A 20,415-nucleotide genomic window follows, 5' to 3' on the forward strand; every position below is an offset into this window, starting at 1 on the left:
GGATGCTTTTCATGTTCATGGCAGGATCTGCCAGGTGCAGGTCGGGATGCTTGGTCCATTCGAGGTTCGCACGGCCGTCGGCACCGTCATCGACGTGCCGGGCGCGCGGCTGCGCGGGCTGCTGACCGCTCTCGCGCTCAACCCGGGTCACGTGGTCCCGAAGGGGACCCTCGTCGACTGGATCTGGGGCGAACATCCGCCCACCGACGCGGCGAACGCCCTGCACCGCCTGGTTTCCCGGCTGCGCAAGGCGCTGCCGGAGGGGTCGATCGAGGGACAGGCGGACGGCTACCGGCTGATTGTCGAACCCGACGTCGTCGACGCCGTACGGTTCGAACGCCTCGTCGGCCTGGCTCGCGATGACGAGGGCCCGCAGCGGGTACGGCGGTTGCGTGAGGCCCTTGACCTGTGGCGCGGTGCCGCGATGCAGGACGTCGGGCTGGTCGACAGCACGGCGCTCGACGCGGCGGTCACGCGATTCGACAGGCTGCGTCTGACCGCCCTGGAGGATCGCTTCGACGTGGAGGTCAGCCTCGGCCACGGCCCGGAACTTGTCGCGGAGCTGACCGACCTGGTGGCCGAGCACCCCGTACGGGAGCGGCTGGTTCTCGCGTTGATGCGGGCCCTCGCCGCGAGCGGCCGCGACAACGAGGCGCTGCTGGTGTATCAGCGCACGAGTGCGGCCCTGGCCGACGCGCTGGGCGTCGACCCCTCGCCGGAACTCTCGGCGATGCACGTCGCGCTCCTGCGGGGCGAGGTGCGACGGCGCGAAGAGGGCCGGAAGACCAACCTTCGTGCCGAGTTGAGCAGCTTCATCGGCACTGACGAGGCCGTTGCCGAGGTCGGCACGCTCGTCGCCGAACATCGGCTCACGACCCTGATCGGGCCGGGTGGCTCCGGAAAGACCCGGCTGGCCACGGAAACCGCGCGCAGAATGCTCGACGACCTGCCGGACGGTGCCTGGCTGGTCGAGTTCGCCGCCATCGGCGCGGACGGTGACGTCGTGCAGGCGACGCTCACGGGGCTCGGACTGCGGGACGCTCTGCTCGGCGAGCCACCGAGCATGGAGCTGGCCGACCGGCTCGTCGCCGCAATCCGCGAGCGGGAGGCGTTGCTGATCCTGGACAACTGCGAGCACGTGATCCAGTCGGCGGCGGTGCTCGCTGACCGGCTGCTCGGGGAGTGTCGGCGACTGCGGATCCTCGCGACGAGCAGGGAACCGCTCGGCATCACTGGTGAGGCGCTCTGGCCGGTCGCGCCACTGGCCCTGCCGGACGTCGACGCCGACCCCGGCGAGATCGAAGCCTCTCCCGCCGTCCGGCTGCTGCGGGACCGAGCGGGCGCGGTGCGGAGGGATCTGGCTGTCGACGGCTCCACGTTGTCGACGATGGCGCGGATCTGCCGGGCGCTGGACGGGATGCCACTGGCGATCGAACTGGCCGCCGCCAGGTTGCGCACCATGTCCATCGACCAGCTCGCCAGGCGCCTCGACGATCGGTTCCGCCTGCTGACCGGCGGCAGCCGTACCGCGTTGCCCCGGCACCGGACGCTGCGCGCGGTGGTCGACTGGAGTTGGGAGCTGCTGACCGACGCCGAACGGACGGTCCTGCGCCGGCTGTCGGTGTTCTCGGGTGGGGTGAGCCTGGAAGCGGCCGAACGGGTCTGCGCCGGCGACGAGGTCGAGCAGGAGGACGTGCTCGAGCTGGTCACCGCGCTGGCCGAGAAGTCGCTGTTGGTCGCCGAGGCCGGCGAAGCCCCGCGCTACCGGATGCTCGGCACGATCAAGGAGTACGCCGCGCACCGCCTCGGCGAGGCGAGGGAAACGGACCTGGCGCGGCATGCGCACCTGGCGTACTTCACCGAACTCACCGAGACCGCAGAGCCGCAGCTTCGCCGCGCGGACCAGGTGAAATGGCTCGCCACTCTCGAAGTCGAGCACGACAACATCGGTTCCGCGATGCGCGGTGCCCTCGCCGCCGGCGAAGCGCACGCGGCCATGCGGCTGGCCGCGGGTGCCGGCTGGTACTGGTGGCTCGGTGGACACCGGACCGAAGGCATGGAGTTGATCACGGCGGCCACCGAAACGGCTGGTGAGGTCAGCGACGAGATCCGGGCCACTGTGTACGCGCTCGTCGTGCTCTTCATCAACTCGGGGCCTGGTGACGAGCACCAGGCGGCGGAGTGGATCCACAAGGCGTACGAGCTCAGCCAGCGCAGTAACGGCAGCCACCCGGGGACAGCGCTCGTCGTCCCGCTGGAACGCATGTTGCGAGCCCCAGACGCGATCCTGCCCGCATGGGAACCGCTGCTGAACCACGAGGATCCCTGGGTACGCGCACTGGCCCGGTTGCAACTCGGCAAGATGCGGATCATTTTCGGCCAGGACGGTCGGGAGGTGGACGCCTATTTTGTGGCGGCGCTCGCCGAGTTCCGGGCACTCGGCGAACGGTTCGGGATCTCATTCGCCCTGACCGAGCTGGCGGAGCTGATTGCCGTACGCGGTGAGTTCGTCGGTGCGTGCGAGCTCTACGAGGAGGCGGCAGCGGTCGTCACCGAGGTCGGCACCGTCGAGGACATCATCCGGATGCGGTCCCGGCAGGCTCAGCTGTACTGGTTGCTCGGCGATGAGAAGTCCAGTGCGGCTGCCATGGCCGAGGCGCGACGATGCGCGGCGCGGGTCACGTGGCCGGGTGCGTTGGCCGTGCTGGCTTTGTCACAGGCGGAACTCGCTCGCTGGAGTGGCGATGCCGAGGAGGTGGCCCGGCAGGTCGGTGTCGCGGCGACCCTGTTGCGCGACGAAACGAAGCAGGCGCACATCCGCGTGGTGACACACGACCTGCTCGGTTATGTTGCGGACGACCTCGGTGAGGCACGTAGGCACCACTCCTTGGCCTGCGAGGCGGCAGCCGAGACAGGGCACGCACCCTCGATCGCGCGGGTACTCGTCGGCGTAGCTGACCTGGCGCTGCGCCATGACCAGTACGAGCACGCCGCCCGGCTGCTCGCCGCGAGCAGCGCTGTGCGCGGACGGCAGGATCATTCCCAGCCGGATGTGGCCCGGATCGAGCAGGAAGTACGGCGCCGCCTCGGCGAAGTGGGCTTCGCAGAGGCGGCGCGAGAAGGCAGCCGGACGGACTGGAATCGGTTGGTCGCTGTCACGCTCGCTTCGTGAACGTGGAACGTGCCCACAGGTAGCCGACGAGAGCGATGCCGACGCACCAGGCGAGGGCGGGGATCACGTCACCGCTGGACGGCGTTCCGTTGAGGAACCCGCGCAGAGTTTCGATGATCGGCGTGAAGGGCTGGTATTCCGCGAACTCCCGCAGCCCGGGCCCCATCTTGTCCGCCGGCACGATCGCGCTGCTGAAGAACGGCAGCATGACCAGCGGTACGGAGGCCAGACCCGCGGTTTCCGGAGACTTGGCCGATAGCCCCAGGGCGACAGTGAGCCAGCCGGCGGCGAAGCCGAGCAGCACGATGATGCCGATTGCGCCGAGCCAGCCCAGGAGGCCCGCCGACGGGCTGAATCCGAGCAGGAAGGCCACTCCGACAAGGGCCGCGATGGCGACCAGGTTGGTCAGCACGCTGGCGACGACGTGACCGGTCAGCACCGCGCCGCGGGAGACGTGCATGACTTTGAACCGGTTGATGATGCCCTTCGTCATGTCGGAGTTCACAGCGGTCGCGGTGGCCCCCAGCCCGTAACAGACCGCCAACAGCATCAGTCCGGGAGTTGCGTAGTCGATGTAGTCGACACCGACGTTGAAGGCGTCACCGAACATGTACACGAACATCAACATGATCACGATGGGCATCAGGACCGCGTTGAACACCGAGGTCGGGTTTCGGGCGATGTGCTTGAAGTTGCGACGCAGCATGACGATCGAGTGGGACTTGGTGCTCATTTCGCGGAAACCTCCTGGGTGCGGCTGCCCGTCAGGGCGAGGAAGACGTCGTCGAGGTCCGGCGTCTGCACGGAGAACCCTTCGGCGCTGATCGCGTACTCGTCGAGCCGGTCCAGCAGGGCCCGCAGCGAGGCCGTTCCGCCATCGCCGGGAACCCGCAGCGCCAGTGCCTCGTCGTCGCGTGTGGCGCCGGTGAGGACCCGGGCGGCCGCGTCGAGTTCGGCGACGGTGGTGAACCGGAGCCGGACGTGAGTGCCGGGGATCTGGCGCTTGAGCTCGTCGGGCGTGCCCTGGGCGACCAGACGCCCCTGGTCGAGTACGGCGATCCGGTCGGCGAGCTGATCGGCTTCTTCGAGGTACTGGGTGGTGAGGAAGATCGTCACGCCGTCGGCCACCAGGTCACGGATGATCGACCACATCGTGCGGCGGCTACGTGGATCGAGGCCCGTCGTCGGCTCGTCGAGGAAGATGATCCGCGGGTCGCCGACGAGCGTCATCGCCAGATCCAGCTTGCGGCGCATACCACCGGAATAGGTCGACACCGGCTTCTGTGCCGACTCCACCAGATCGAACCGCTCCAGCAGTTCCGTGACGACCCGCGTGCCGTCCTTGCCGGGAACCTGGCTGAGATCCACCATCAGCTGCAGGTTCTCTCGGCCGGTCAGCAACTCGTCCACCGCCGCGAACTGTCCGGTGACACCGATCGCCGCGCGCACCGCTTTGGCCTCGGTGGCGGCGTCGTGCCCCGCGATGCGTACGGTCCCACCGTCGGCCTTCACCAACGTGGTCAGCACGTTCACCGTCGTCGTCTTACCCGCCCCGTTCGGACCGAGCAGGGAGAAGATCGTGCCCGCACGGACATCCAGATCGATGCCATCGAGCACGACCTTGTCCTTGTAGGCCTTCCGCAGCCCGGAGACTGCAATCGCTGAACTCGTCATGCAACTACCATCGGCGGCCGGGCTGTCACCCCCCTGTCATGGCCCTGACACGGCCACTGACACCGCGTTTCACTACGTCAGGCCCCCGTTCGGCAGTGGCGGCGTTACCGACTGCGGCCCGTCGTCGGGATGGGTCAGCGCGCCCGCTTGACGCGCCGGTCGTCGAGCCAGAGCGCCAGCCCGTTGCGACTGCGGTAGACGGCGATGCCGGCGATCACAAGGGTGATCAGAATCCCCCAGCCCCAGAATCGACCACCCACCCCGCCGGGCGGGTTCGCCTCGCGGGTGCGGCCGGCGCTGAGCACGCTGTCGGCGACGTCGACGGCGAGGACCTGCTCCGGGGCGGTCATCAGGGTTCGTGGCGCCGTGGCGTCGGGCGCCAGCGCCAGCACCCGTACGCTGCGCACATTGGGGTAGGCGGTGCGTTGGTCCAGCTCCAGCGGCTGGTCGAACCGGTCCGTGCTGAGGGGTTCGGGCTGGTAGGCGACCACCAGCGCCGACCCGTCCGGGCCCCAGCCGAGCAGTCGGATGGCGGTCACGCCTGTGACACCGGGCAGGGGCAGTGGTGTGGTGTCCCGGCCGGTGGCGCTGTCGACCCGGCGCAGGCTCCAGTCGGTGGTGCCGGCCTTCCGGCTGATCAGCGTCAACGCCCCGTCGGTCGTCCAGGCCCCCTTGCCGGCCAGCCAGCTCTCGGCGGGCAGCTCGAAGGAGGAGACGGCGCGGCCGTCCGGGTGGGCGACAGCCACGGTCCGACCGATCTGGTACGCGACCCGCTCACCGCCGGGGGCGAAGGCGACGGGCGAGCCGGAGATCGGCTGCTGGGCAGCATCCGCCAACTGGGTCCAGCGTTCGCCGTCGAGCGTGACGATGCTCAGCACCTGCCGGTAGCCGCTGCGCACCGGGTCGGTCGGCACGCTGTCGTCGACCACCAGTTGCCTGCCGTCCGGGGACCAGGCCCTGGGGGTCGCCCCCACGCTGTCGGCGACCTTGCTGCGCAGCTGCCGGGTACGGCCGGCGACGAGGTCGATGACGTCGACCCGTGGGTCGCTCTCCGGGCCGGCGGGCCGGGCCACGTAGCGGCCGTCCGGGGAGAGGAGAACCTGCTCGCCGACGGGTGCCTCGTACCCCATCGAGAAGATCCGGTATCGGTCGGAGTCGGCGCCGACCACGCCGACGATCCCGTCCTCATCCCAGCCCTGGAGGCGTGACGCCTGACCGCTGAAGATGACCGAAGCCGGTCCGAGTCGGGGTCGGTCGGTGGCGTGCAGCGCCCCGAGCGGTGGCAGCGCGATCCGGTCGGGCAGCGCGGCGTCCGCGCCGGCCGCCGGATCCACGGCAGGTGTACGCGTCAGCGGGAGCACAGCCCCGGTCAGCGCGACGAGCACGAGCACCACGACAGCGGCGAGGACGGCCCGGCGGCGGGAGCGGCGGGCCGTGGCGAGCGCTCGTTCGTAGACCGGGTAGGCGGGCACGTCGGCCGCGGCGGCGTGCAGCGTCTCGCGGAGTCGCGCTGTCACTGCTGGCTCCTCTCCACCGTCGGGTCGATCAGGTCGAGGGCGGTCGCGCGCAGCCGGCGGATGGCGTCGTGGCCGTGTCGCTTGACGGTGCCGACCGAGCAACCGAGCACCGCGGCGGCCTGGGCCTCGGTCAGGTCCTCGTAGAACCGCAGCACGATCACGGCGCGCTGACGAGGGGTGAGCCCGCGCAGCGCGTTCACCAGGCTCAGCCGCAGCGCGGTCGCCTCGGAGTGATCGTCACCGGGCCGGTCGGTGGGTTGTGCCTCCAGGCGCTCGGTCAGCCGGCGACGCCGCCACCAGGAGACCTGCTGGTGGTACATCACCCGCCGCACGTACGCCTCGGGGTCGCCGTCGCCAATCCGCCGCCAGTGCCGGTACGTCCGGGCCAGGGCGCTCTGCAACAGATCCTCGGCGAGTTGGTGGTCGCCGGTGAGCAGGTAGGCCGTCCGGGACAATGCCGGCGTGCGGTGCACCACGAACTCGTGGAACGTGTCGGTCATCCATACCCCCTCGCCAGGTAGAACGCCACCCGTCCCGGGAATGGTTGAGGCCGGGCCACAGGTTCGGTCGGATGACGCCGTGCCGGACCCGACGGCCGTCAGGTGGCGGCCCGGAACTCCTGGTGGCGGCGAGTTCGCGGATTGGAAGTAACCCCACCTCGATGATCAGGTGCGGGAACATGCCGCGATCGGAGATGCCCAGCAGCGGTGTGGTCACCCAGCTGGTCCCGTTCGAGATCGCCACCCGCACACAATGCCACCGATACCACCCCGGGGATCGACAGTGGTGGTTCCTGCCGGGCCTCGACACCGGCTAGGGTCCGGCTTGGAGGTGGTCCGTGTTCACCGAAGCGTTTCCGATCGTGACGACACCTGACCTGCCACGACTGATCGCGTTCTACCGGGACGTGGTCGGCTTCGAGCTGACCTACCGGTTCCCGGACGAGGGCGCCCCGGAGTTCGTCGCTCTCCGGCTGGGCAGCAGCGAGCTCGGCCTGGCCGCCAACCCGGAGGCTGGCGAGCCGGCCGACACGCATCGCTGGGAGTTGTGCGTCTACGCCGACGACTGCGACGCGGCAGTTGGCGCGCTGCGCACGGGTGGAGCGACAGTCACCGAGGAGCCTGTCGACCAGCCCTGGGGTGAACGCTCCGCGCGGGTCACCGACCCCGACGGCAACCGGTTGCTGGTGCTGTCACGCCTGCCCTAGGTCTCCCCGCGGAGCCGGTCGACGAGCCCCGGGGTGAGCGGTCGGCGTGCTGTCATCGTCTCCAGAACAGGAGATGGGTGACCCCGCTGGGGCTGGGCACCGACTCAAGGTGGAAGCGGTCGAGCAGCTCGTCGGGGCTGTCCCACAACCGCTCCCCCCGGTGGAGGTCGACGGGCGCCACGGCGATGTGCATCGTGTCGACCAGGTCGGCCTCGATGAACTCACGGATCGTCGCCACCCCACCACCAAGGCGTACGTCCCGACCGCCGGCTGCCTGCTTCGCCTCGACCAGTGCCTCGGCCGGGCTGACATCGCGGAAGTGGAACGTGGTGTCGGACACGCTGAACGACGGGCGCACGTGGTGGGTGAGCACGAAGACCGGCGTGTGGAACGGCGGGTTGTCCCCCCACCATCCCTGCCACTCGTGGTCCTTCCAGGGGCCACGCTGGGGTCCGAACTTGTTGCGACCCATGATCTCCGCGCCGATGTTGCACTCGGCGTCGCGGGTCAGGTAGTCGTCCAGGCCACGGGTGCCGCCCGGCTCGGTGCGGTACACGAAGCTGGCGGTGGCGGCACGCCACGAGAACAGCGGGGTGGGGTCCGCGTGACCGAAGGGCCGTTCCAGGCTCTGCCCCTCGCCGGTCCCGAACCCGTCGCGCGAAACGTTGAAGCACTGCACCCGCAGTAGTTGTGGCATCGCATCTCCTCTCAGGTTTATGGGGCCGATTCAGTTCGCGGTCACCGTCGGGCCGCCTCCGCGGCCCCGGTCGTCGAGCAAGAGCGGGGCGCGGCCGCGCACCGCGTACCGGATGTGGGTCACCTGCGGGGTGGCAAGGACGCGGGTCGGCGTCAGCTCGACCCCCTCCCGGTCGCCCAGGTCGAGGTCCGCGTCGAAGAGCCGCAGGCCGGTTCCGAGTACGACCGGTACGACGTGCAGCTCCAACTCGTCGAGCAGGCCGGCCTTGAGCACCTGCCGCACCAGGCTGCCGCCCCCGGCCACCGCGACATCCTTGCCACCGGCCACGGAGCGTGCCTGCTCCACGGCGCTGGCCACGCCATCGGTGACGTAGGTGAAGCTGGTGCCCCCTCCGCGCAGCAGCCGCTGGCGGGGGCGGTGGGTGACGACGAAGACCGGTGCGCGAAACGGCGGCTCCTCACCCCAGGGGATCTCACCCCCGTCCGCCATCCGGCGCCCCATCACGTACGCGCCGGCCGCACCGAACGACTCGGCGATCACCTCTGAGTCGGTGTCCTGCTCTCCGCCGGCGAAGCCCTGCCGTTCGCGCCAGGCAGCGGCCTCGGTCGCCCACCGGGTGACCCGGAAGAACTTGGCGCTCTCCGCCGAGTCCATCCAGTTGCCGTTTCCGTCGAACTGGGGGCCGGCGTAGAAGCCGTCCACTGACACCGAGAGCTGTGCGGTCACCTTCGTCATCGCGCCTGGTCCTCTCCTCGGGCGACACCCCGCCTGGGTGCCGCTCACCGAAAGGTCGGAGCCGAACGCGATGCCCCTACCGGGAAGAAGTGTGACCCGTGTCACCCGTCGGCTCGATCAGGAGCCACGTCCCGGCGTGTTCCGGGTCGCGCGACCAGCGCATCCGGGGCCTCTCCTCCGGGCGAGGGCTCCAGTCCCGGTAGGGCGCGAGGGCCACCCGCCAGGCGATCACCGTGAAGACGTAGATGCCCGGGCCGACCAGCCAGAGCAGGGCGTCGCGTCGCCGGTAGGAGGCGTACGGCGCCAGCCACGCGGTCGCCGCCATCGGCACCGCGACAGCGCTGAGGTCGGCGAGCGGCCCGCGGCCGAACCAGGCCTCGATCAGCTCGCGAAGAATGAGGGACGGAACGACCACCCCGACCAGCAACGCCACAGTGCGGATCATGCGGATCCGACGCGTCCGATCCGGGGATACGCGGGCTGCAGGTGCTTCGGCGGGCATCCCCGGAGGGTACGGGCTGGTCGCAGCGGTAGATCTAGGACTTCCGGTCGGCGATCGCCGGCCTCAACCGGCGGGTCGCCTGACCCACGAGGTGCCGGACGGTCCGTAGCCGTGGCGGCGGTAGAAGCGCACCGCGCTCGCGTTCCGGTGGTGGACACCCGCCGACAGGTAGGAGAGCCCGTGTTCGGCCGCCCACCGGTTTGCCGCGTCGAGCAGTGCGGAGCCGACCCCACGGCCCCGGGCCTCGCCGAGCACCACAGTGTGGATCTGCGCCGACGGCTCGGGGCGAAGGATCTGGTGTGCGGGCGGTTCGGGCAGGCGCAGCACCTCGACCATCCCGACCACCTGCCCGCCCTGCTCCGCGACAAGAACCGCGTTCCGGGCGGTCGCGTCGCTGAGGACGGCGGTGAAGTGCTCGATGACCGCCTCGCGCTGCGGCAGGCGGTAGGCGTCGGGGTCGAGGGCGAGGTGCGCTTCGGCGTTCGCCATGCGTAACTCGACCAGCGCCGGCACGTCAGAAAGACTCGCCGGTCGTACGGCTGCCCCGATCTCCTGCATGAGCGTGATGCTAGGACGCGGGTGCCCGGCCCGGCCAGGCATAGCGATCATGCGGATTGGCATCGTGATCCTGGCGGGTCCAACGGTGGGCTGAGTCGCGGTTCATTGGCGATTTGAGGGATTTAGCCTGCCGTCTCGGCGATCGACCCTTCGGTCCACAAGGGCGGCGATTTATGGGCGGCAGGGGTAAGCATTTTCCTAAAGCAACAACATTGATCTATCTGGTTGGGTGCAGTATCGTCGGTCCAAGCCGACGGCGTTTAGGCGTGGCACGGGGCTAGCCAAATGCTGCGGCACAGGAGGAAATATGTTGCCGCGTCGCGTCCTGACAATTTTTACGCTGGCGACCATCGCCGCCGCAGCCACCACGACGCCTGTAATGGCTGCTCCGGTGGGTGAAGTAGGAACCATGGCAACGACCTGCAACAAGTGGATTTCCTACAACGGGGCCGACGTGCCTGCGTACGGAAGCAGCGTCAATTGCACGCTGCGCCGGGGCAATGTGAACTCTGCCGTCTTCCAGCTGCAGGTCACAATGAACGTCTGCTACGAATGGGTTCTCCGTAGTAAAGGCGTCTATCCGCTCACCGGCGATAGCAACTTTGGCCCAACTACCGAAAAGGCACTACGAGCCGTTCAGGCTGCGGAATCCATTCCCGCCGACGGCGTGTATGGCCCGTATACCCGTTCGGCGATCTTTCACCAGCGTTCAAATGGTGGCGTGCCCTGCCTGCAGGTGCCGTAAACCGTAGTCGCTCGGGTCGGAGGGTGGCCGGCGGGCAAGCCGCAGGTCGCCCTCCGGCAGGCCGCCGTGAGGTCCACAGCGGAACGATAGCGAGAACCTGGCTCCGGTGGTGTCCCCGGCTAGGCTGGCGATCATGCGGATTGGCATCGTGATCCTGCCGGACCAGCGGTGGGCGGAGTCGCAGCGTCGCTGGCGGCAGGTCGACGAGTGGGGTTTCGACCACGCCTGGACGTACGACCACTTGGGCTGGCGTGACCTGGTCGACGGCCCGTGGTTCGACTCGATGGCCACGCTGACCGCCGCCGCCACTGTGACCTCGCGGATTCGGCTGGGCACCCTCGTGGCGTCCCCGAACTTCCGGCATCCGGCCGCCTTCGCCCGGCAGATCACCACAGTGGACGACGTCTCCGCCGGCCGGCTGCTGCTCGGCCTGGGCGCGGGCGGCATCGGCTTCGACTCGGCGGTGCTGGGCGGGGAGACGTTGCCGCCGCGTCAGCGGGTCGACAGGTTCGCCGAGTTCACCGAGTTGTTGGACCTGATCCTGCGGGAGGACGGCACCACCTGGCGTGGCGACTGGTTCGCCGCCGTGGATGCGCGCAACAATCCCGGCTGCGTGCAGCAGCCCCGGGTGCCGTTCGTGGTGGCCGCCAACGGGCCACGGTCGATGCGGTTGGTGGCCCGCTTCGGGCAGGGGTGGGTGACCACCGGCACCGGTGACGACGACGACCTGGCGGGCTGGTGGGCGAGTGTGTCGGCGCTGTCCGCGCGGATGGACCGAACCCTTGACGAGGCCGGCCGCGACCCGGCCAGCCTGGACCGCTACCTCTCGCTGGACGCGGCGCCGGTCTTCTCGCTCAGCAGCGCACAGTTCTTCGCCGATCAGGTCGGCCGGGCCGCCGAGTTGGGCTTCACCGACGTGGTGACGCACTGGCCGCGCGCCAGCAGTTGGTACGCCGGTGACGAGGCCATCCTGGTGGACGTGGCGACGCGGTTGCTGCCACAACTACGCGGCTGAGGCCGACGCACCGACCCGGCCGGGGTCAGGTGCCGAGGTCGCCGCTGGCCACCCCGCCCTCGCCGCCGGAAACCAGGCGGAAGCGCAGGCAGACGATCGGGGTGTCGCCGTCGACAGGTGTGCCGAGCCGCGCCCAGTAGGTCGAGTGCCCGGCCCGCCACTCTTCGATCGAGCGGTCGCCCTCGCCCTCGGCGTGGGCGAAGTCCCAGGGCACGTCGGCGAAGCGGACCACCTCGACTCCGGTGATCTCCACGACGCCGGCCAGTGCGTTGTCGTCGTCGACCAGGGCCAGGCGTTCGCCGACGTGCTCCAACTCCTCGCCTTCTTCCGCGTACTCGGCGAGCCGGCCGGCCGTCGCGGTCTTCACACCGGCCAGCACCAGGGTGTTGAGGGTTGCCCGCAACTCGCCGGGGGTGCCGAGGGCGAGGGCGCGCAGTTCACCGATCCGAGGCCACATCCTGCCGAGGCTAGGCCAGCACTGCCCGAGCCGCCGCCGCAATAGCCGTCGCCGCGCTCAGATCAGCTGGCCGGCGTAGCCGGGTGCGGTGAGGAGCCGCTCGTCGGCACTTGTCGCGTACGCGTCGAGGATCGCGTCGGCGAGCTTGACCACGTGCTCGTCGCCGTGCCGGGCCGCGCGGGCGAAGACCTCCGCCGGCGTGGCGGGGGTCACTGTCGGTGGCGCGATGCCGTCGGCTGGGGCGTACACGGAGGTCATGGCCGCCGCCGCGGCCCAGGCCGCGGCGAAGCTCGGCGCCCACAGAGCCCGGTCCAGTGCCGGCAGGGTACGCAGCACGGCGGTCGGCGCGGTGACCGCGTGCACCAGCATGACCGGCGCGGCGTGCCCGAAGCGCAGGTAGTCCAGGCCGGCCCGGTGCACCAGCGCGGTGAGCCCGCGCTCCGCGCCGGCCGGGCTCCGCACGGGGCGCAGCGTCGCGAGTGCCGGCTCCCATCGGGGTACGCCCGGCAGTTGGTTCAGCCGATCCCGGACTCCGCCGGTCTGGTCGTCGATCCGGGGCAGCCCGTCCAGCGCGGCCGCCACGTCGATGTCGTCGCTGCCCGGCCCTGCCGTCTCGCCGGTGAGCAGTCGGTCGGTGCCGGGGATCGGCTGCCAGCGGGCCGCCCAGTAGCCGAGGGCCTGGCCCAACTCGGTGAGGCGCTGCCGGTTCTCGTCGTCCCGGTCGAGCGCGCGTACGGCGTGCCCGACCCGGATCACACCGTGTGTGGCGCCGGCGGCGATGCCCGGCAGCAGCCGGGGCCACCAGGTGCCGAGCACCGCACGCCACGGGTTTTCGCGCAGTTGCCGGTCGAAGTAGGCCAGCCAGTCGCCGGCGCGCTTCGGATCGCCCAGCGCCGATCGCCAGTCGTCGATCGGGTGCAGCCCTCGGGGCAACTCGTCGAGGCGGCCGAGGTAGTCGTCGAGCCAGCGGTGCACCCGATGTGGGTGCCCGTGACGGACCAACGCCTCGACGGCCATCGGCCCGTGGTTGGACAGCCAGCCCTGATATTCGGGGCCGGTGCGGTGCAGCCGCTGGTACGCCTCGTCGAGAACTCCGTCACTCATCCGCCGATCGTCGGTGCTGAACCTCGCTTCAGGTCAAGCGGGGAGATCCGCGGCGTCGATCAGGCCAGTGATCCGTAGGTCGGCCGCGACGTCGGGCGGGCAGTCCACGGCCACCACGGCGGTGCCCAGCACCTCGGCGCCCCGCGCGGTGCAGATGTCGTAGAGGGCGCGTAGTTGCGCGCCGGTGCGCACCCAGTCGTCCACCACCAGCACCCGGTCGTGGGGGCCGAGGTGTCGGTCCCGTACGGCGAGGTCGACCCGTCGGCCCCGGTAGTCCGGTGGGCTCTGGGCCCAGGTGAGCGGCCCGGCCGGTAGTCGCCCGTCACCGGGTTTGTGGGCGGCCACGAAGCCGACCCCGAGGGCGGTGGCGGCCAGCGGCCCGAGCAGCAGCCCGGTGACGGCTGGCGCGAGCACCACTGTGGGCCGGGCGGCCCGGTACGGCGCCACCAGGGCCGGCCCCAGCTCGGCCAGCACCGCCGGGTCCCGCCACCAACCGGAGATGTCGCTGACCAGATGGCTGGTGTCCGGGCCGGGGTCGATCCACTGGAACAGGGCGGCCAGGCGTTCGGTCAGATCGGCGGGCATCCGCCCATCCTGCGGCACGGGCTGTGGGCGTGGCGGCACCCGGGCCACCCGGCCGACCCGGGGTCGGATGATCGGCTACACGTACCTGTGCAATTACGGGCATACCACCATGATCACGTTGACTTCGGAAGTGCTTCTCTCGTTACGGTCCGACCCGGTTTGTTCAGACGACGAAAGGACCGGGCCGGTGGCAGGCAAGCACTCCCGTACCCGCATCTTCTCCTCCCCGGCGGGCATCGTCGCCACCGCGGCGGTCGGCGTCGCCCTCGCCGTCGGCGGCACTGTCGGTGCCGTACAGCTGGCCTCCGGCTCCGACCAGCCGGGGCAGGTAGCTCTCGACCTCACCCCGACCACCGCCGCGAGCAGCCTCACCCCCAGCTCCCCGGCCGTCACCCCGAGCGTCAGCGCCTCGCCCAGCGTGGCCCCCAGCCCGTCGGCGACCCGGTCGCAGCAGGCCGCCTCCCGGGGCAAGGAGCGCACCGCGTCGCCGAAGCCGAAGCCGACCGTCAAGAAGACAACGGCCGCGGCGAAGGTGCTGGAGAGCGGTTCGTGCGGCGCCTCGTTCTATTCCGACGGGCAGCTCACCGCCAACGGCGAGTCGTTCAACCCCGACGCGCTGACCGCCGCGCACAAGACACTGCCGTTCAACACAAAGGTCCGGGTGATCAACCCGGCCAACGGCAAGTCGGTGACGGTGCGGATCAACGACCGCGGCCCGTTCATCGACGGCCGCTGCCTGGACCTCTCCCGGGCCGCCTTCGCCAGCATCGCCTCGGTCGACGTGGGCGCGCTCACCGTCCGCTACGAGGTCCTCGGCTGAGCGGGGCCGGCGCCGCCGATTCGGCCAGCCGAGTGGGCCGGCCGGACAGAACCTCCTCGGACGACGGGTCAGGTTCATTCACCGGTTCACGTGGATCAGGCAAACTGTCCCTCGTACCCACGCGACTCCTTCAGTCGGGCCGTCGCCCGCTGAGCCCCGGATCCCGCGCCGGCCTCGGCGCGGCCCTCGTTCTGCTCGCGATCGTGTCGGCGGTGGAGGCGGCGGACGGCCGTAAGGTGCACTACGTCGCGCTCCTGGCGGCCGCGCCGATTCTCGCCGCCGCCCTGGCGTCCTGGCTGGTGGTCCTGGGTGTGGGCGTCGCGGCGACGCTGATCGGCGCCGGCTTCGCGCTGGCCGCGCCGAAGGTTTCGTTGGGCACCTCGGTCAACGTTGTCGCGGTCGCGGTCGTCACCGGGTTGGCAGTGGCAGTGGCGTGGGTTCGCCAGCGACAGGCCGAGCGGATCGTCGAGCTGACCAAGCTCGCCTCGGTGGCCCAGCAGGCGGTGTTGCGCCCGCTCGGCCCGCAGGTCGGCACGCTTTCGGTCGCTGGACGCTACATCTCCTCCACAGCGACGGCCGAGATCGGCGGAGACCTGTACGAGGCGATCGACACCCCCTACGGCGTCCGCATGATCATCGGTGACGTGCGGGGCAAGGGCCTGGACGCGGTCCGGCTGGCCAGCATCGTCCTCGGTTCCTACCGGCACGTGGCGTACGAGCGGGCCGACCTGCGGGCCGTCGTCGCCGACCTGGACCGCGCGGTGGCCCGCAACGTCGGCGACGAGGACTTCGTCACTGCGGCTCTGGTCGAGGAGCGTGGCGGCACCCTCACGATCGTCAACTGTGGGCATCCGCCTCCGCTGCTGCTACGTCGGGGTGCGGTGATCCCGCTGGAACCGCCGGCCCCGGCGCCTCCGCTCGGGTTCATGCCGGTGGTCCGCCCCCGGGTCGAACGTCTGGAGCCCGGGGACCGGCTGCTGCTGTTCACCGACGGCCTCGGCGAGGCGCGGCGGGACGGCGAGTTCTTCCCCACCGCCGACCGGGCCTGGCGACTGCTCGGCCATGGCACTGTCGCCGACGGGCTGGCGTCGCTGGAGACCGCCCTGGTCGAGTGGGTGCACGGTCGGCTCGACGACGACATCGCGCTGGTCCTGATGGAGTACGTCGGTGCCCGTACCGGCGCGGCCGTGGCCGTCCCGAGCTGGGAGGTCGGCGCCGCCGAGAGCTGAGCCGGTCGACCGCGCCCGTAGGTGTGTAATCGCCGTCACTTGGGTGATCCGCTTGTCGCTGCCTACCCGCGAGTAATACAGTCGGGGTTACTGATCGGTAACACCTGTCCGGAAGCGGGGCCAGCGAGCATGACCCACTACAAGAGCAACCTCCGGGATCTCGAGTTCAACCTGTTCGAGGTCTTCGGGGCGGACCGGGCGTTCGGCCAGGAGCCGTACTCGGATCTCGACACCGACACCGCCCGCAGCTTCCTCGCTGAGGTCGACCGCCTCGCCCGTGAGGATCTGGCCGCCAGCTACACGGACAGTGACCGCAATCCGCCGGTCTTCGACCCGGCGACGCACACCGCGCCGCTGCCGGAGTCGTTCAAGAAGTCCTACCAGGCATTCATGGACTCCGAGTTCTGGCGCCTGGACCTGCCGCCTGCGCTGGGCGGCACCAACGCGCCGCGCGCCCTCTGGTGGGCGCTCGCCGAGCTGGTGCTCGGCTCGAACGCGCCGGTCTGGATGTACGCCTCCGGCCCGTCCTTCGCGCACGTGCTGCACGTCGAGGGCAACGAGCGGCAGAAGAAGTGGGCCAAGCTCTTCATCGACAAGCAGTGGGGCTCCACCATGGTGCTCACCGAGCCGGATGCCGGCTCGGACGTGGGCGCGGGACGCACCCGGGCGGTCCAGCAGCCCGACGGCACCTGGCACATCGAGGGCGTGAAGCGCTTCATCACCTCGGGTGAGCACGACCTGAGCGACAACATCGTCCACTACGTGCTGGCCCGTCCGGTCGGCGTGGAGGGTGTCGGTGGCCCCGGCACCAAGGGCCTGTCCCTCTTCGTGGTGCCGAAGTTCCACTTCGACGAGACCACCGGCGAGCTGGGCGAGCGCAACGGCGTCTACGCCACCAACGTCGAGCACAAGATGGGCCTGAAGGTCTCCAACACCTGCGAGGTGACCTTCGGCGAGCACGGCGTACCCGCAAAGGGTTGGCTGCTGGGCGACAAGCACGACGGCATCCGGCAGATGTTCATGATCATCGAGTACGCCCGGATGATGGTCGGCACCAAGGCCATCGCCACCCTCTCCACCGGCTACCTCAACGCCCTCGAGTACGCGAAGAACCGGGTGCAGGGCGCCGACCTGATCCAGCAGGCGGACAAGACCGCCCCCCGGGTCACCATCACCCACCACCCGGACGTGCGCCGCTCGCTGCTGCTGCAGAAGTCGTACGCCGAGGGTCTTCGCGCTCTGGTGCTCTACACCGCCACCTGGCAGGACAAGGTCGCGCTGGCCGAGGCTGCCGGCGACGAGTTGGCCACCAAGCTGGCCAAGCGGGTCAACGACCTGCTGCTGCCGCTGGTCAAGGGCGTCGGTTCGGAGCGGGCGTACGAGATGCTCGGGCACGAGGCCCTGCAGACCTTTGGCGGCTCCGGGTTCCTCCAGGACTACCCGCTGGAGCAGTACGTCCGCGACGCCAAGATTGACACCCTGTACGAGGGCACCACCGCCATCCAGAGCCTCGACCTGATCTTCCGCAAGATCGTTCGGGACAACGGCAAGGCGCTGCTCGCGGTCTCCGGCGAAATCCAGGAGTTCATCTCCTCCGAGGCGGGCAACGGCCAGCTCAAGGAGGAGCGGCAGGCGCTCGGCAAGGCGCTGGCCGAGATCCAGAACATCCTCGGCGTGCTGACCGGCTGGCTGGGCGAGGCGCAGGGCGGCGACACCCGCGCGCTCTACAAGGTCGGGCTGAGCAGCCGGCGGTTCCTGCTGGCGATCGGCGACCTGGTGGTCGGCTGGCTGCTCCAGCGGCAGGCCGACGTGGCGCTGAAGGCGCTGGCCGGCGAGGTCTCCGCCAGCGACAAGGCGTTCTACACCGGCAAGGTGGCCGCTGCCCGCTTCTTCGCCCGCGAGGTGCTGCCCCGCATCGGCGCCGACCGGCGGATCATCGAGGGTGCCGACCTCGACATCATGGACCTCCCGGAGGAGGCCTTCTGAGCAGGCCACGACAGGTTTGACGTGTGCTGGGTCGCACCACCCGGCACCGCGACGGCCGGCGGGGCAGAAGCCCCACCGGCCGTCGCCGTCCCCGCCTGGCGGCGGCACGTATTGGCCGAGCCCGGTCGGGTATGCCGCAGGCGTGGCGGGTAACCCTCGCGTGACCTCGAAAGGGAACGCCCAGAGCCACCGCACGGGGGAGTGCAGCGCACATGGGTGTAGGAAGCGGCATTTTTCTCATCGCGATCGGCGCGATTCTGACCTTCGCGCTGAGAGCCAACGTCTGGTGGATCGACGTACGCGCGGTCGGCTGGGTGTTCATCCTGGCCGGGCTGGCCGTACTGCTGACCACTGTCTGGTTCTGGCAGGACCGGCGCAAGCGGGCTCGAACCCTCATCGTGGAGGAGAACCGGCTGTCTCATCCGACGGCGATGATGCCGCCACCGCCGGACCCGCCGCCACCAACCGCGCCGCCGTCCTGATCCCCGCACAACGCGTACCCCTGAGCCACCCGTCGGATCGGCGGGTGGCTCAGTCGCGTGCTGTGTGCCGAGCCGTGAGCGGCGCTCCCGCCCTGCTCAACTCCGCCCAACCGGACGGGCAGCGGTGCACCGCCAGCTCGGCGGTGCGCAAACCCTCATCGTCCACCCCCTCGGGATCGAGGAGCGCGGAGAGCAACGAGATCCCGGGATTGTGGGCAATGAGTAGCGCTGTGCGGGCTGCCGGGTCCACCGTGCGGACCAGCGACAACAACTCCTCGGGGTGCGCGTCGTACGCACCCGGCTCATAACGGACCGTCGGGCGAGGACCGGTCGGGCCACCCTCCGGCGGCGAACCGGTCATCCCCATCGCCACCCCGTGCCAGGTCTGCCGGGTGCGTCGGGCCGTCGAGCAGATCACCACGTCGGGCAGCAGCCCATGGTGCGCCAACCAGGCCCCAGCCGAGGCCGCGTCGGCGTTTCCGCGTGCGCTGAGCGGCCGCTCGGCGTCGTCCGCCGCGTCGCTGCCCTGCTCGGCCTTCGCGTGCCGCAGCAACACAAGTGTCCGTGTGTCGGGGTCGGCGTCCGTCATGCCCCCAGCTTGCCCGATTGGCGATCTCCGTGCCTGGGTAAGTCGATGGATGCCGCACCCCTACCGACGGCCGCGGCGCGACGTACGCCAGGTTAGAGCCGAGGAGCGAGACATGGGCATTGGTGGCAGCATCTTCTTGATCGCATTAGGTGCGATCTTCGCGTTCGCAGTGGAGGCCGACCTGGGCTGGCTGGACCTGGCCGTGGTCGGCTGGGTGCTGATGCTCGCCGGCGTCGCCGGCCTGGTCACCACCCTCTACTTCTGGAGCAGCCGCCGCCGCGCGGTGGTCGCCGCCCCGGTACGCGAGGAGCGCGTGGTGGCCGACCGGGTCGTGCCGGTCCAGGACGACCAGGTCATGCGGGAGTACCGCGAGGTGCGTCGGCCGGGCCGACCGGTCTGATCCTCGCCCACACACTCCGGGGTCCCGCAGCGTAGCGGGGCCCCGGCTCGCGTCTCGGCCCAGCTCGTGTGTGCCCGGCCCGCTGTTTCCGGTTCGTGCGTGTGCCCGGTCCGTGCGTGGACTCCGGGCGGCGGCGATCGGCCCATGATCGTTTGGGCGCGCCTGCGTCCCGGCCGTTTTGGGTCAGGAGAACAGCGCGAAGTAGATCGCGATGTGGTGACACAGCGCCGCCAGCAGCGTGCAGGCGTGGAAGAACTCGTGGTGGCCGAAGACGGTCGGCCACGGATTGGGCCGGCGCAACGCGTAGAAGACCGCGCCGATGCTGTAGATCGCACCACCGACGATCAGCAGCACCAGTGCGGCGACGCCGCCCCCGTGCAGGATCTCCGGCAGCATGGCCACCGCCACCCAGCCCAGCGCCAGGTAGAGCGGCGCGGACACCCAGCGCGGTGCGTGCGGCCAGACCACCTTGACGGCCACGCCGGCCAGCGCGCCGCCCCAGACCAGGGCCAGCATGACGGTGGCCGGCCGGGGCGCGAGCAGCATCGCGCAGAGCGGTGTGTACGTGCCGGCGATGAACACGAAGATCATCGAATGGTCCATCCGGCGCATCACCTGGTAGCCGCGCTCTGACCACACACGACGGTGGTACAGCGCGCTCGTGCCGAAGAGCCCGCAGACCGTCAGGCTGTAGATGAGGCAGCTCACCAGGGGTGCCCACCCCGGCCGGGTGGCGGCGATCGAGCAGAGCACGATGCCGCAGACCAGGGCGACGAAGAAGGCGTACGTGTGCAGCCAGCCGCGCATCCGGGGCTTACCGATGTCGACCGGCTTCAGGCGAAGCGGGGCGGAGGTGGTCACCCAGTCAGGTTACGGCACCGTAGGTTACTTGCAAGTAGTGGCGTTGGTGACACCCGGCACCGTCCACGTGAACACCGCTG

22 protein-coding genes are annotated in these 20,415 nt (G+C 70.2%); 9 read left to right on the top strand and 13 right to left on the bottom strand.

Features of this window, described 5'->3' with window-relative positions; all coding sequences use genetic code 11:
• Window positions 1-34 precede the first annotated feature (34 nt).
• Window positions 35-3,172, top strand: a complete 3,138-nt coding sequence (locus tag ACLJOK_RS16395) for a BTAD domain-containing putative transcriptional regulator (RefSeq protein WP_410819700.1) — start codon at window positions 35-37, stop codon at window positions 3,170-3,172.
• On the opposite strand, the gene ACLJOK_RS16400 is transcribed toward ACLJOK_RS16395, so the two are convergent.
• The 4 genes from ACLJOK_RS16400 to ACLJOK_RS16415 form a co-directional block, all read right to left on the bottom strand.
• Window positions 3,156-3,905 (bottom strand): ABC transporter permease, encoded by a 750-nt coding sequence (locus tag ACLJOK_RS16400; RefSeq protein ID WP_410819701.1) that lies wholly within the window; start codon window positions 3,903-3,905, stop codon window positions 3,156-3,158. The genes ACLJOK_RS16395 and ACLJOK_RS16400 overlap by 17 nt on opposite strands.
• Window positions 3,902-4,846: an ATP-binding cassette domain-containing protein gene (locus ACLJOK_RS16405; protein ID WP_410819702.1), complete on the bottom strand. Its 945-nt coding sequence runs from the start codon at window positions 4,844-4,846 to the stop codon at window positions 3,902-3,904. The genes ACLJOK_RS16400 and ACLJOK_RS16405 overlap by 4 nt, the downstream gene beginning before the upstream one ends.
• Window positions 4,847-4,980: 134 nt before the next feature.
• Window positions 4,981-6,363, bottom strand: coding sequence for a TolB family protein (locus ACLJOK_RS16410; RefSeq protein WP_410819703.1), 1,383 nt, complete (start codon window positions 6,361-6,363; stop codon window positions 4,981-4,983).
• On the bottom strand, window positions 6,360-6,863 hold the full coding sequence (locus tag ACLJOK_RS16415) for a SigE family RNA polymerase sigma factor (RefSeq protein ID WP_410819704.1): 504 nt from the start codon (window positions 6,861-6,863) through the stop codon (window positions 6,360-6,362). The genes ACLJOK_RS16410 and ACLJOK_RS16415 overlap by 4 nt, the downstream gene beginning before the upstream one ends.
• Before the next feature lie 362 nt (window positions 6,864-7,225).
• Here ACLJOK_RS16415 and ACLJOK_RS16420 point away from each other — a divergent pair, with 362 nt between their 5' ends.
• Window positions 7,226-7,570 (top strand): VOC family protein, encoded by a 345-nt coding sequence (locus tag ACLJOK_RS16420; protein ID WP_410819705.1) that lies wholly within the window; start codon window positions 7,226-7,228, stop codon window positions 7,568-7,570.
• 52 nt (window positions 7,571-7,622) lie between these two features.
• Here ACLJOK_RS16420 and ACLJOK_RS16425 read toward each other — a convergent pair whose 3' ends face one another.
• The 4 genes from ACLJOK_RS16425 to ACLJOK_RS16440 form a co-directional block, all read right to left on the bottom strand.
• A complete protein-coding gene (locus ACLJOK_RS16425; RefSeq protein ID WP_410819706.1) occupies window positions 7,623-8,267 on the bottom strand; it encodes a dihydrofolate reductase family protein in 645 nt (214 codons plus the stop codon).
• 30 nt (window positions 8,268-8,297) lie between these two features.
• Complete coding sequence (locus ACLJOK_RS16430) at window positions 8,298-9,002, bottom strand: dihydrofolate reductase family protein (RefSeq protein WP_410819707.1); 705 nt, start codon at window positions 9,000-9,002, stop codon at window positions 8,298-8,300.
• 76 nt (window positions 9,003-9,078) lie between these two features.
• Window positions 9,079-9,447, bottom strand: a complete 369-nt coding sequence (locus ACLJOK_RS16435) for a hypothetical protein (protein ID WP_410819708.1) — start codon at window positions 9,445-9,447, stop codon at window positions 9,079-9,081.
• A 120-nt stretch (window positions 9,448-9,567) separates the two neighbouring features.
• Complete coding sequence (locus tag ACLJOK_RS16440) at window positions 9,568-10,062, bottom strand: GNAT family N-acetyltransferase (RefSeq protein WP_410819709.1); 495 nt, start codon at window positions 10,060-10,062, stop codon at window positions 9,568-9,570.
• 307 nt (window positions 10,063-10,369) lie between these two features.
• Between ACLJOK_RS16440 and ACLJOK_RS16445 the strand changes: the two genes are divergently transcribed.
• Window positions 10,370-10,807, top strand: coding sequence for a peptidoglycan-binding domain-containing protein (locus ACLJOK_RS16445; RefSeq protein WP_410819710.1), 438 nt, complete (start codon window positions 10,370-10,372; stop codon window positions 10,805-10,807).
• A gap of 133 nt (window positions 10,808-10,940) precedes the next feature.
• A complete protein-coding gene (locus ACLJOK_RS16450) occupies window positions 10,941-11,822 on the top strand; it encodes an LLM class flavin-dependent oxidoreductase (RefSeq protein WP_112680933.1) in 882 nt (293 codons plus the stop codon).
• Window positions 11,823-11,847: 25 nt separating this feature from the next.
• Here the strand turns inward: ACLJOK_RS16450 and ACLJOK_RS16455 are convergent, their stop codons facing one another.
• Genes ACLJOK_RS16455 through ACLJOK_RS16465 form a run of 3 tightly spaced genes read right to left on the bottom strand, consistent with a single transcriptional unit; the run spans window position 11,848 to window position 13,968 of the window.
• The gene (locus tag ACLJOK_RS16455) at window positions 11,848-12,279 is read right to left on the bottom strand and encodes an ASCH domain-containing protein (RefSeq protein WP_238669729.1); all 432 of its coding nucleotides are present in this window, start codon (window positions 12,277-12,279) and stop codon (window positions 11,848-11,850) included.
• A 57-nt stretch (window positions 12,280-12,336) separates the two neighbouring features.
• The gene (locus tag ACLJOK_RS16460; protein ID WP_410819711.1) at window positions 12,337-13,383 is read right to left on the bottom strand and encodes a questin oxidase family protein; all 1,047 of its coding nucleotides are present in this window, start codon (window positions 13,381-13,383) and stop codon (window positions 12,337-12,339) included.
• Window positions 13,384-13,416: 33 nt separating this feature from the next.
• The gene (locus ACLJOK_RS16465; RefSeq protein ID WP_410819712.1) at window positions 13,417-13,968 is read right to left on the bottom strand and encodes a phosphoribosyltransferase family protein; all 552 of its coding nucleotides are present in this window, start codon (window positions 13,966-13,968) and stop codon (window positions 13,417-13,419) included.
• Between the two features lie 187 nt (window positions 13,969-14,155).
• On the opposite strand from ACLJOK_RS16465, the gene ACLJOK_RS16470 reads away from it, so the two are divergent.
• From ACLJOK_RS16470 to ACLJOK_RS16485, 4 genes are all read left to right on the top strand, one after another.
• Window positions 14,156-14,788 (top strand): septal ring lytic transglycosylase RlpA family protein, encoded by a 633-nt coding sequence (locus tag ACLJOK_RS16470; protein WP_410819713.1) that lies wholly within the window; start codon window positions 14,156-14,158, stop codon window positions 14,786-14,788.
• A 104-nt stretch (window positions 14,789-14,892) separates the two neighbouring features.
• Window positions 14,893-16,017 (top strand): PP2C family protein-serine/threonine phosphatase, encoded by a 1,125-nt coding sequence (locus ACLJOK_RS16475; protein WP_410821513.1) that lies wholly within the window; start codon window positions 14,893-14,895, stop codon window positions 16,015-16,017.
• 129 nt (window positions 16,018-16,146) lie between these two features.
• Complete coding sequence (locus ACLJOK_RS16480) at window positions 16,147-18,003, top strand: acyl-CoA dehydrogenase (protein ID WP_410819714.1); 1,857 nt, start codon at window positions 16,147-16,149, stop codon at window positions 18,001-18,003.
• A gap of 212 nt (window positions 18,004-18,215) precedes the next feature.
• Window positions 18,216-18,485: a DUF6458 family protein gene (locus tag ACLJOK_RS16485; protein ID WP_030487564.1), complete on the top strand. Its 270-nt coding sequence runs from the start codon at window positions 18,216-18,218 to the stop codon at window positions 18,483-18,485.
• A 49-nt stretch (window positions 18,486-18,534) separates the two neighbouring features.
• Here the strand turns inward: ACLJOK_RS16485 and ACLJOK_RS16490 are convergent, their stop codons facing one another.
• On the bottom strand, window positions 18,535-19,074 hold the full coding sequence (locus ACLJOK_RS16490) for a SixA phosphatase family protein (RefSeq protein ID WP_410819715.1): 540 nt from the start codon (window positions 19,072-19,074) through the stop codon (window positions 18,535-18,537).
• A 112-nt stretch (window positions 19,075-19,186) separates the two neighbouring features.
• Between ACLJOK_RS16490 and ACLJOK_RS16495 the strand changes: the two genes are divergently transcribed.
• Complete coding sequence (locus ACLJOK_RS16495; RefSeq protein ID WP_410819716.1) at window positions 19,187-19,474, top strand: DUF6458 family protein; 288 nt, start codon at window positions 19,187-19,189, stop codon at window positions 19,472-19,474.
• A 183-nt stretch (window positions 19,475-19,657) separates the two neighbouring features.
• Here ACLJOK_RS16495 and trhA read toward each other — a convergent pair whose 3' ends face one another.
• Complete coding sequence (trhA, locus tag ACLJOK_RS16500) at window positions 19,658-20,335, bottom strand: PAQR family membrane homeostasis protein TrhA (protein WP_410819717.1); 678 nt, start codon at window positions 20,333-20,335, stop codon at window positions 19,658-19,660.
• Window positions 20,336-20,415: the final 80 nt, after the last annotated feature.

This window comes from Micromonospora sp. 050-3 (genome assembly GCF_046549335.1).
GTDB lineage: Bacteria > Actinomycetota > Actinomycetes > Mycobacteriales > Micromonosporaceae > Micromonospora > Micromonospora trifolii.

Bases quoted from the DNA above. Each gene is read 5' to 3' on its own strand.
- ACLJOK_RS16490 (WP_410819715.1), bottom strand. From the start codon at position 19,074: ATGACGGACGCCGACCCCGACACACGGACACTTGTGTTGCTGCGGCAC.
- ACLJOK_RS16485 (WP_030487564.1), top strand. From the start codon at position 18,216: ATGGGTGTAGGAAGCGGCATTTTTCTCATCGCGATCGGCGCGATTCTG.
- ACLJOK_RS16465 (WP_410819712.1), bottom strand. From the start codon at position 13,968: ATGCCCGCCGATCTGACCGAACGCCTGGCCGCCCTGTTCCAGTGGATC.
- ACLJOK_RS16445 (WP_410819710.1), top strand. From the start codon at position 10,370: ATGTTGCCGCGTCGCGTCCTGACAATTTTTACGCTGGCGACCATCGCC.
- ACLJOK_RS16415 (WP_410819704.1), bottom strand. From the start codon at position 6,863: ATGACCGACACGTTCCACGAGTTCGTGGTGCACCGCACGCCGGCATTG.
- ACLJOK_RS16495 (WP_410819716.1), top strand. From the start codon at position 19,187: ATGGGCATTGGTGGCAGCATCTTCTTGATCGCATTAGGTGCGATCTTC.
- ACLJOK_RS16480 (WP_410819714.1), top strand. From the start codon at position 16,147: ATGACCCACTACAAGAGCAACCTCCGGGATCTCGAGTTCAACCTGTTC.
- ACLJOK_RS16450 (WP_112680933.1), top strand. From the start codon at position 10,941: ATGCGGATTGGCATCGTGATCCTGCCGGACCAGCGGTGGGCGGAGTCG.
- ACLJOK_RS16400 (WP_410819701.1), bottom strand. From the start codon at position 3,905: ATGAGCACCAAGTCCCACTCGATCGTCATGCTGCGTCGCAACTTCAAG.
- ACLJOK_RS16440 (WP_410819709.1), bottom strand. From the start codon at position 10,062: ATGCAGGAGATCGGGGCAGCCGTACGACCGGCGAGTCTTTCTGACGTG.
- ACLJOK_RS16405 (WP_410819702.1), bottom strand. From the start codon at position 4,846: ATGACGAGTTCAGCGATTGCAGTCTCCGGGCTGCGGAAGGCCTACAAG.
- ACLJOK_RS16460 (WP_410819711.1), bottom strand. From the start codon at position 13,383: ATGAGTGACGGAGTTCTCGACGAGGCGTACCAGCGGCTGCACCGCACC.
- ACLJOK_RS16435 (WP_410819708.1), bottom strand. From the start codon at position 9,447: ATGATCCGCACTGTGGCGTTGCTGGTCGGGGTGGTCGTTCCGTCCCTC.
- ACLJOK_RS16425 (WP_410819706.1), bottom strand. From the start codon at position 8,267: ATGCCACAACTACTGCGGGTGCAGTGCTTCAACGTTTCGCGCGACGGG.
- ACLJOK_RS16430 (WP_410819707.1), bottom strand. From the start codon at position 9,002: ATGACGAAGGTGACCGCACAGCTCTCGGTGTCAGTGGACGGCTTCTAC.
- ACLJOK_RS16455 (WP_238669729.1), bottom strand. From the start codon at position 12,279: ATGTGGCCTCGGATCGGTGAACTGCGCGCCCTCGCCCTCGGCACCCCC.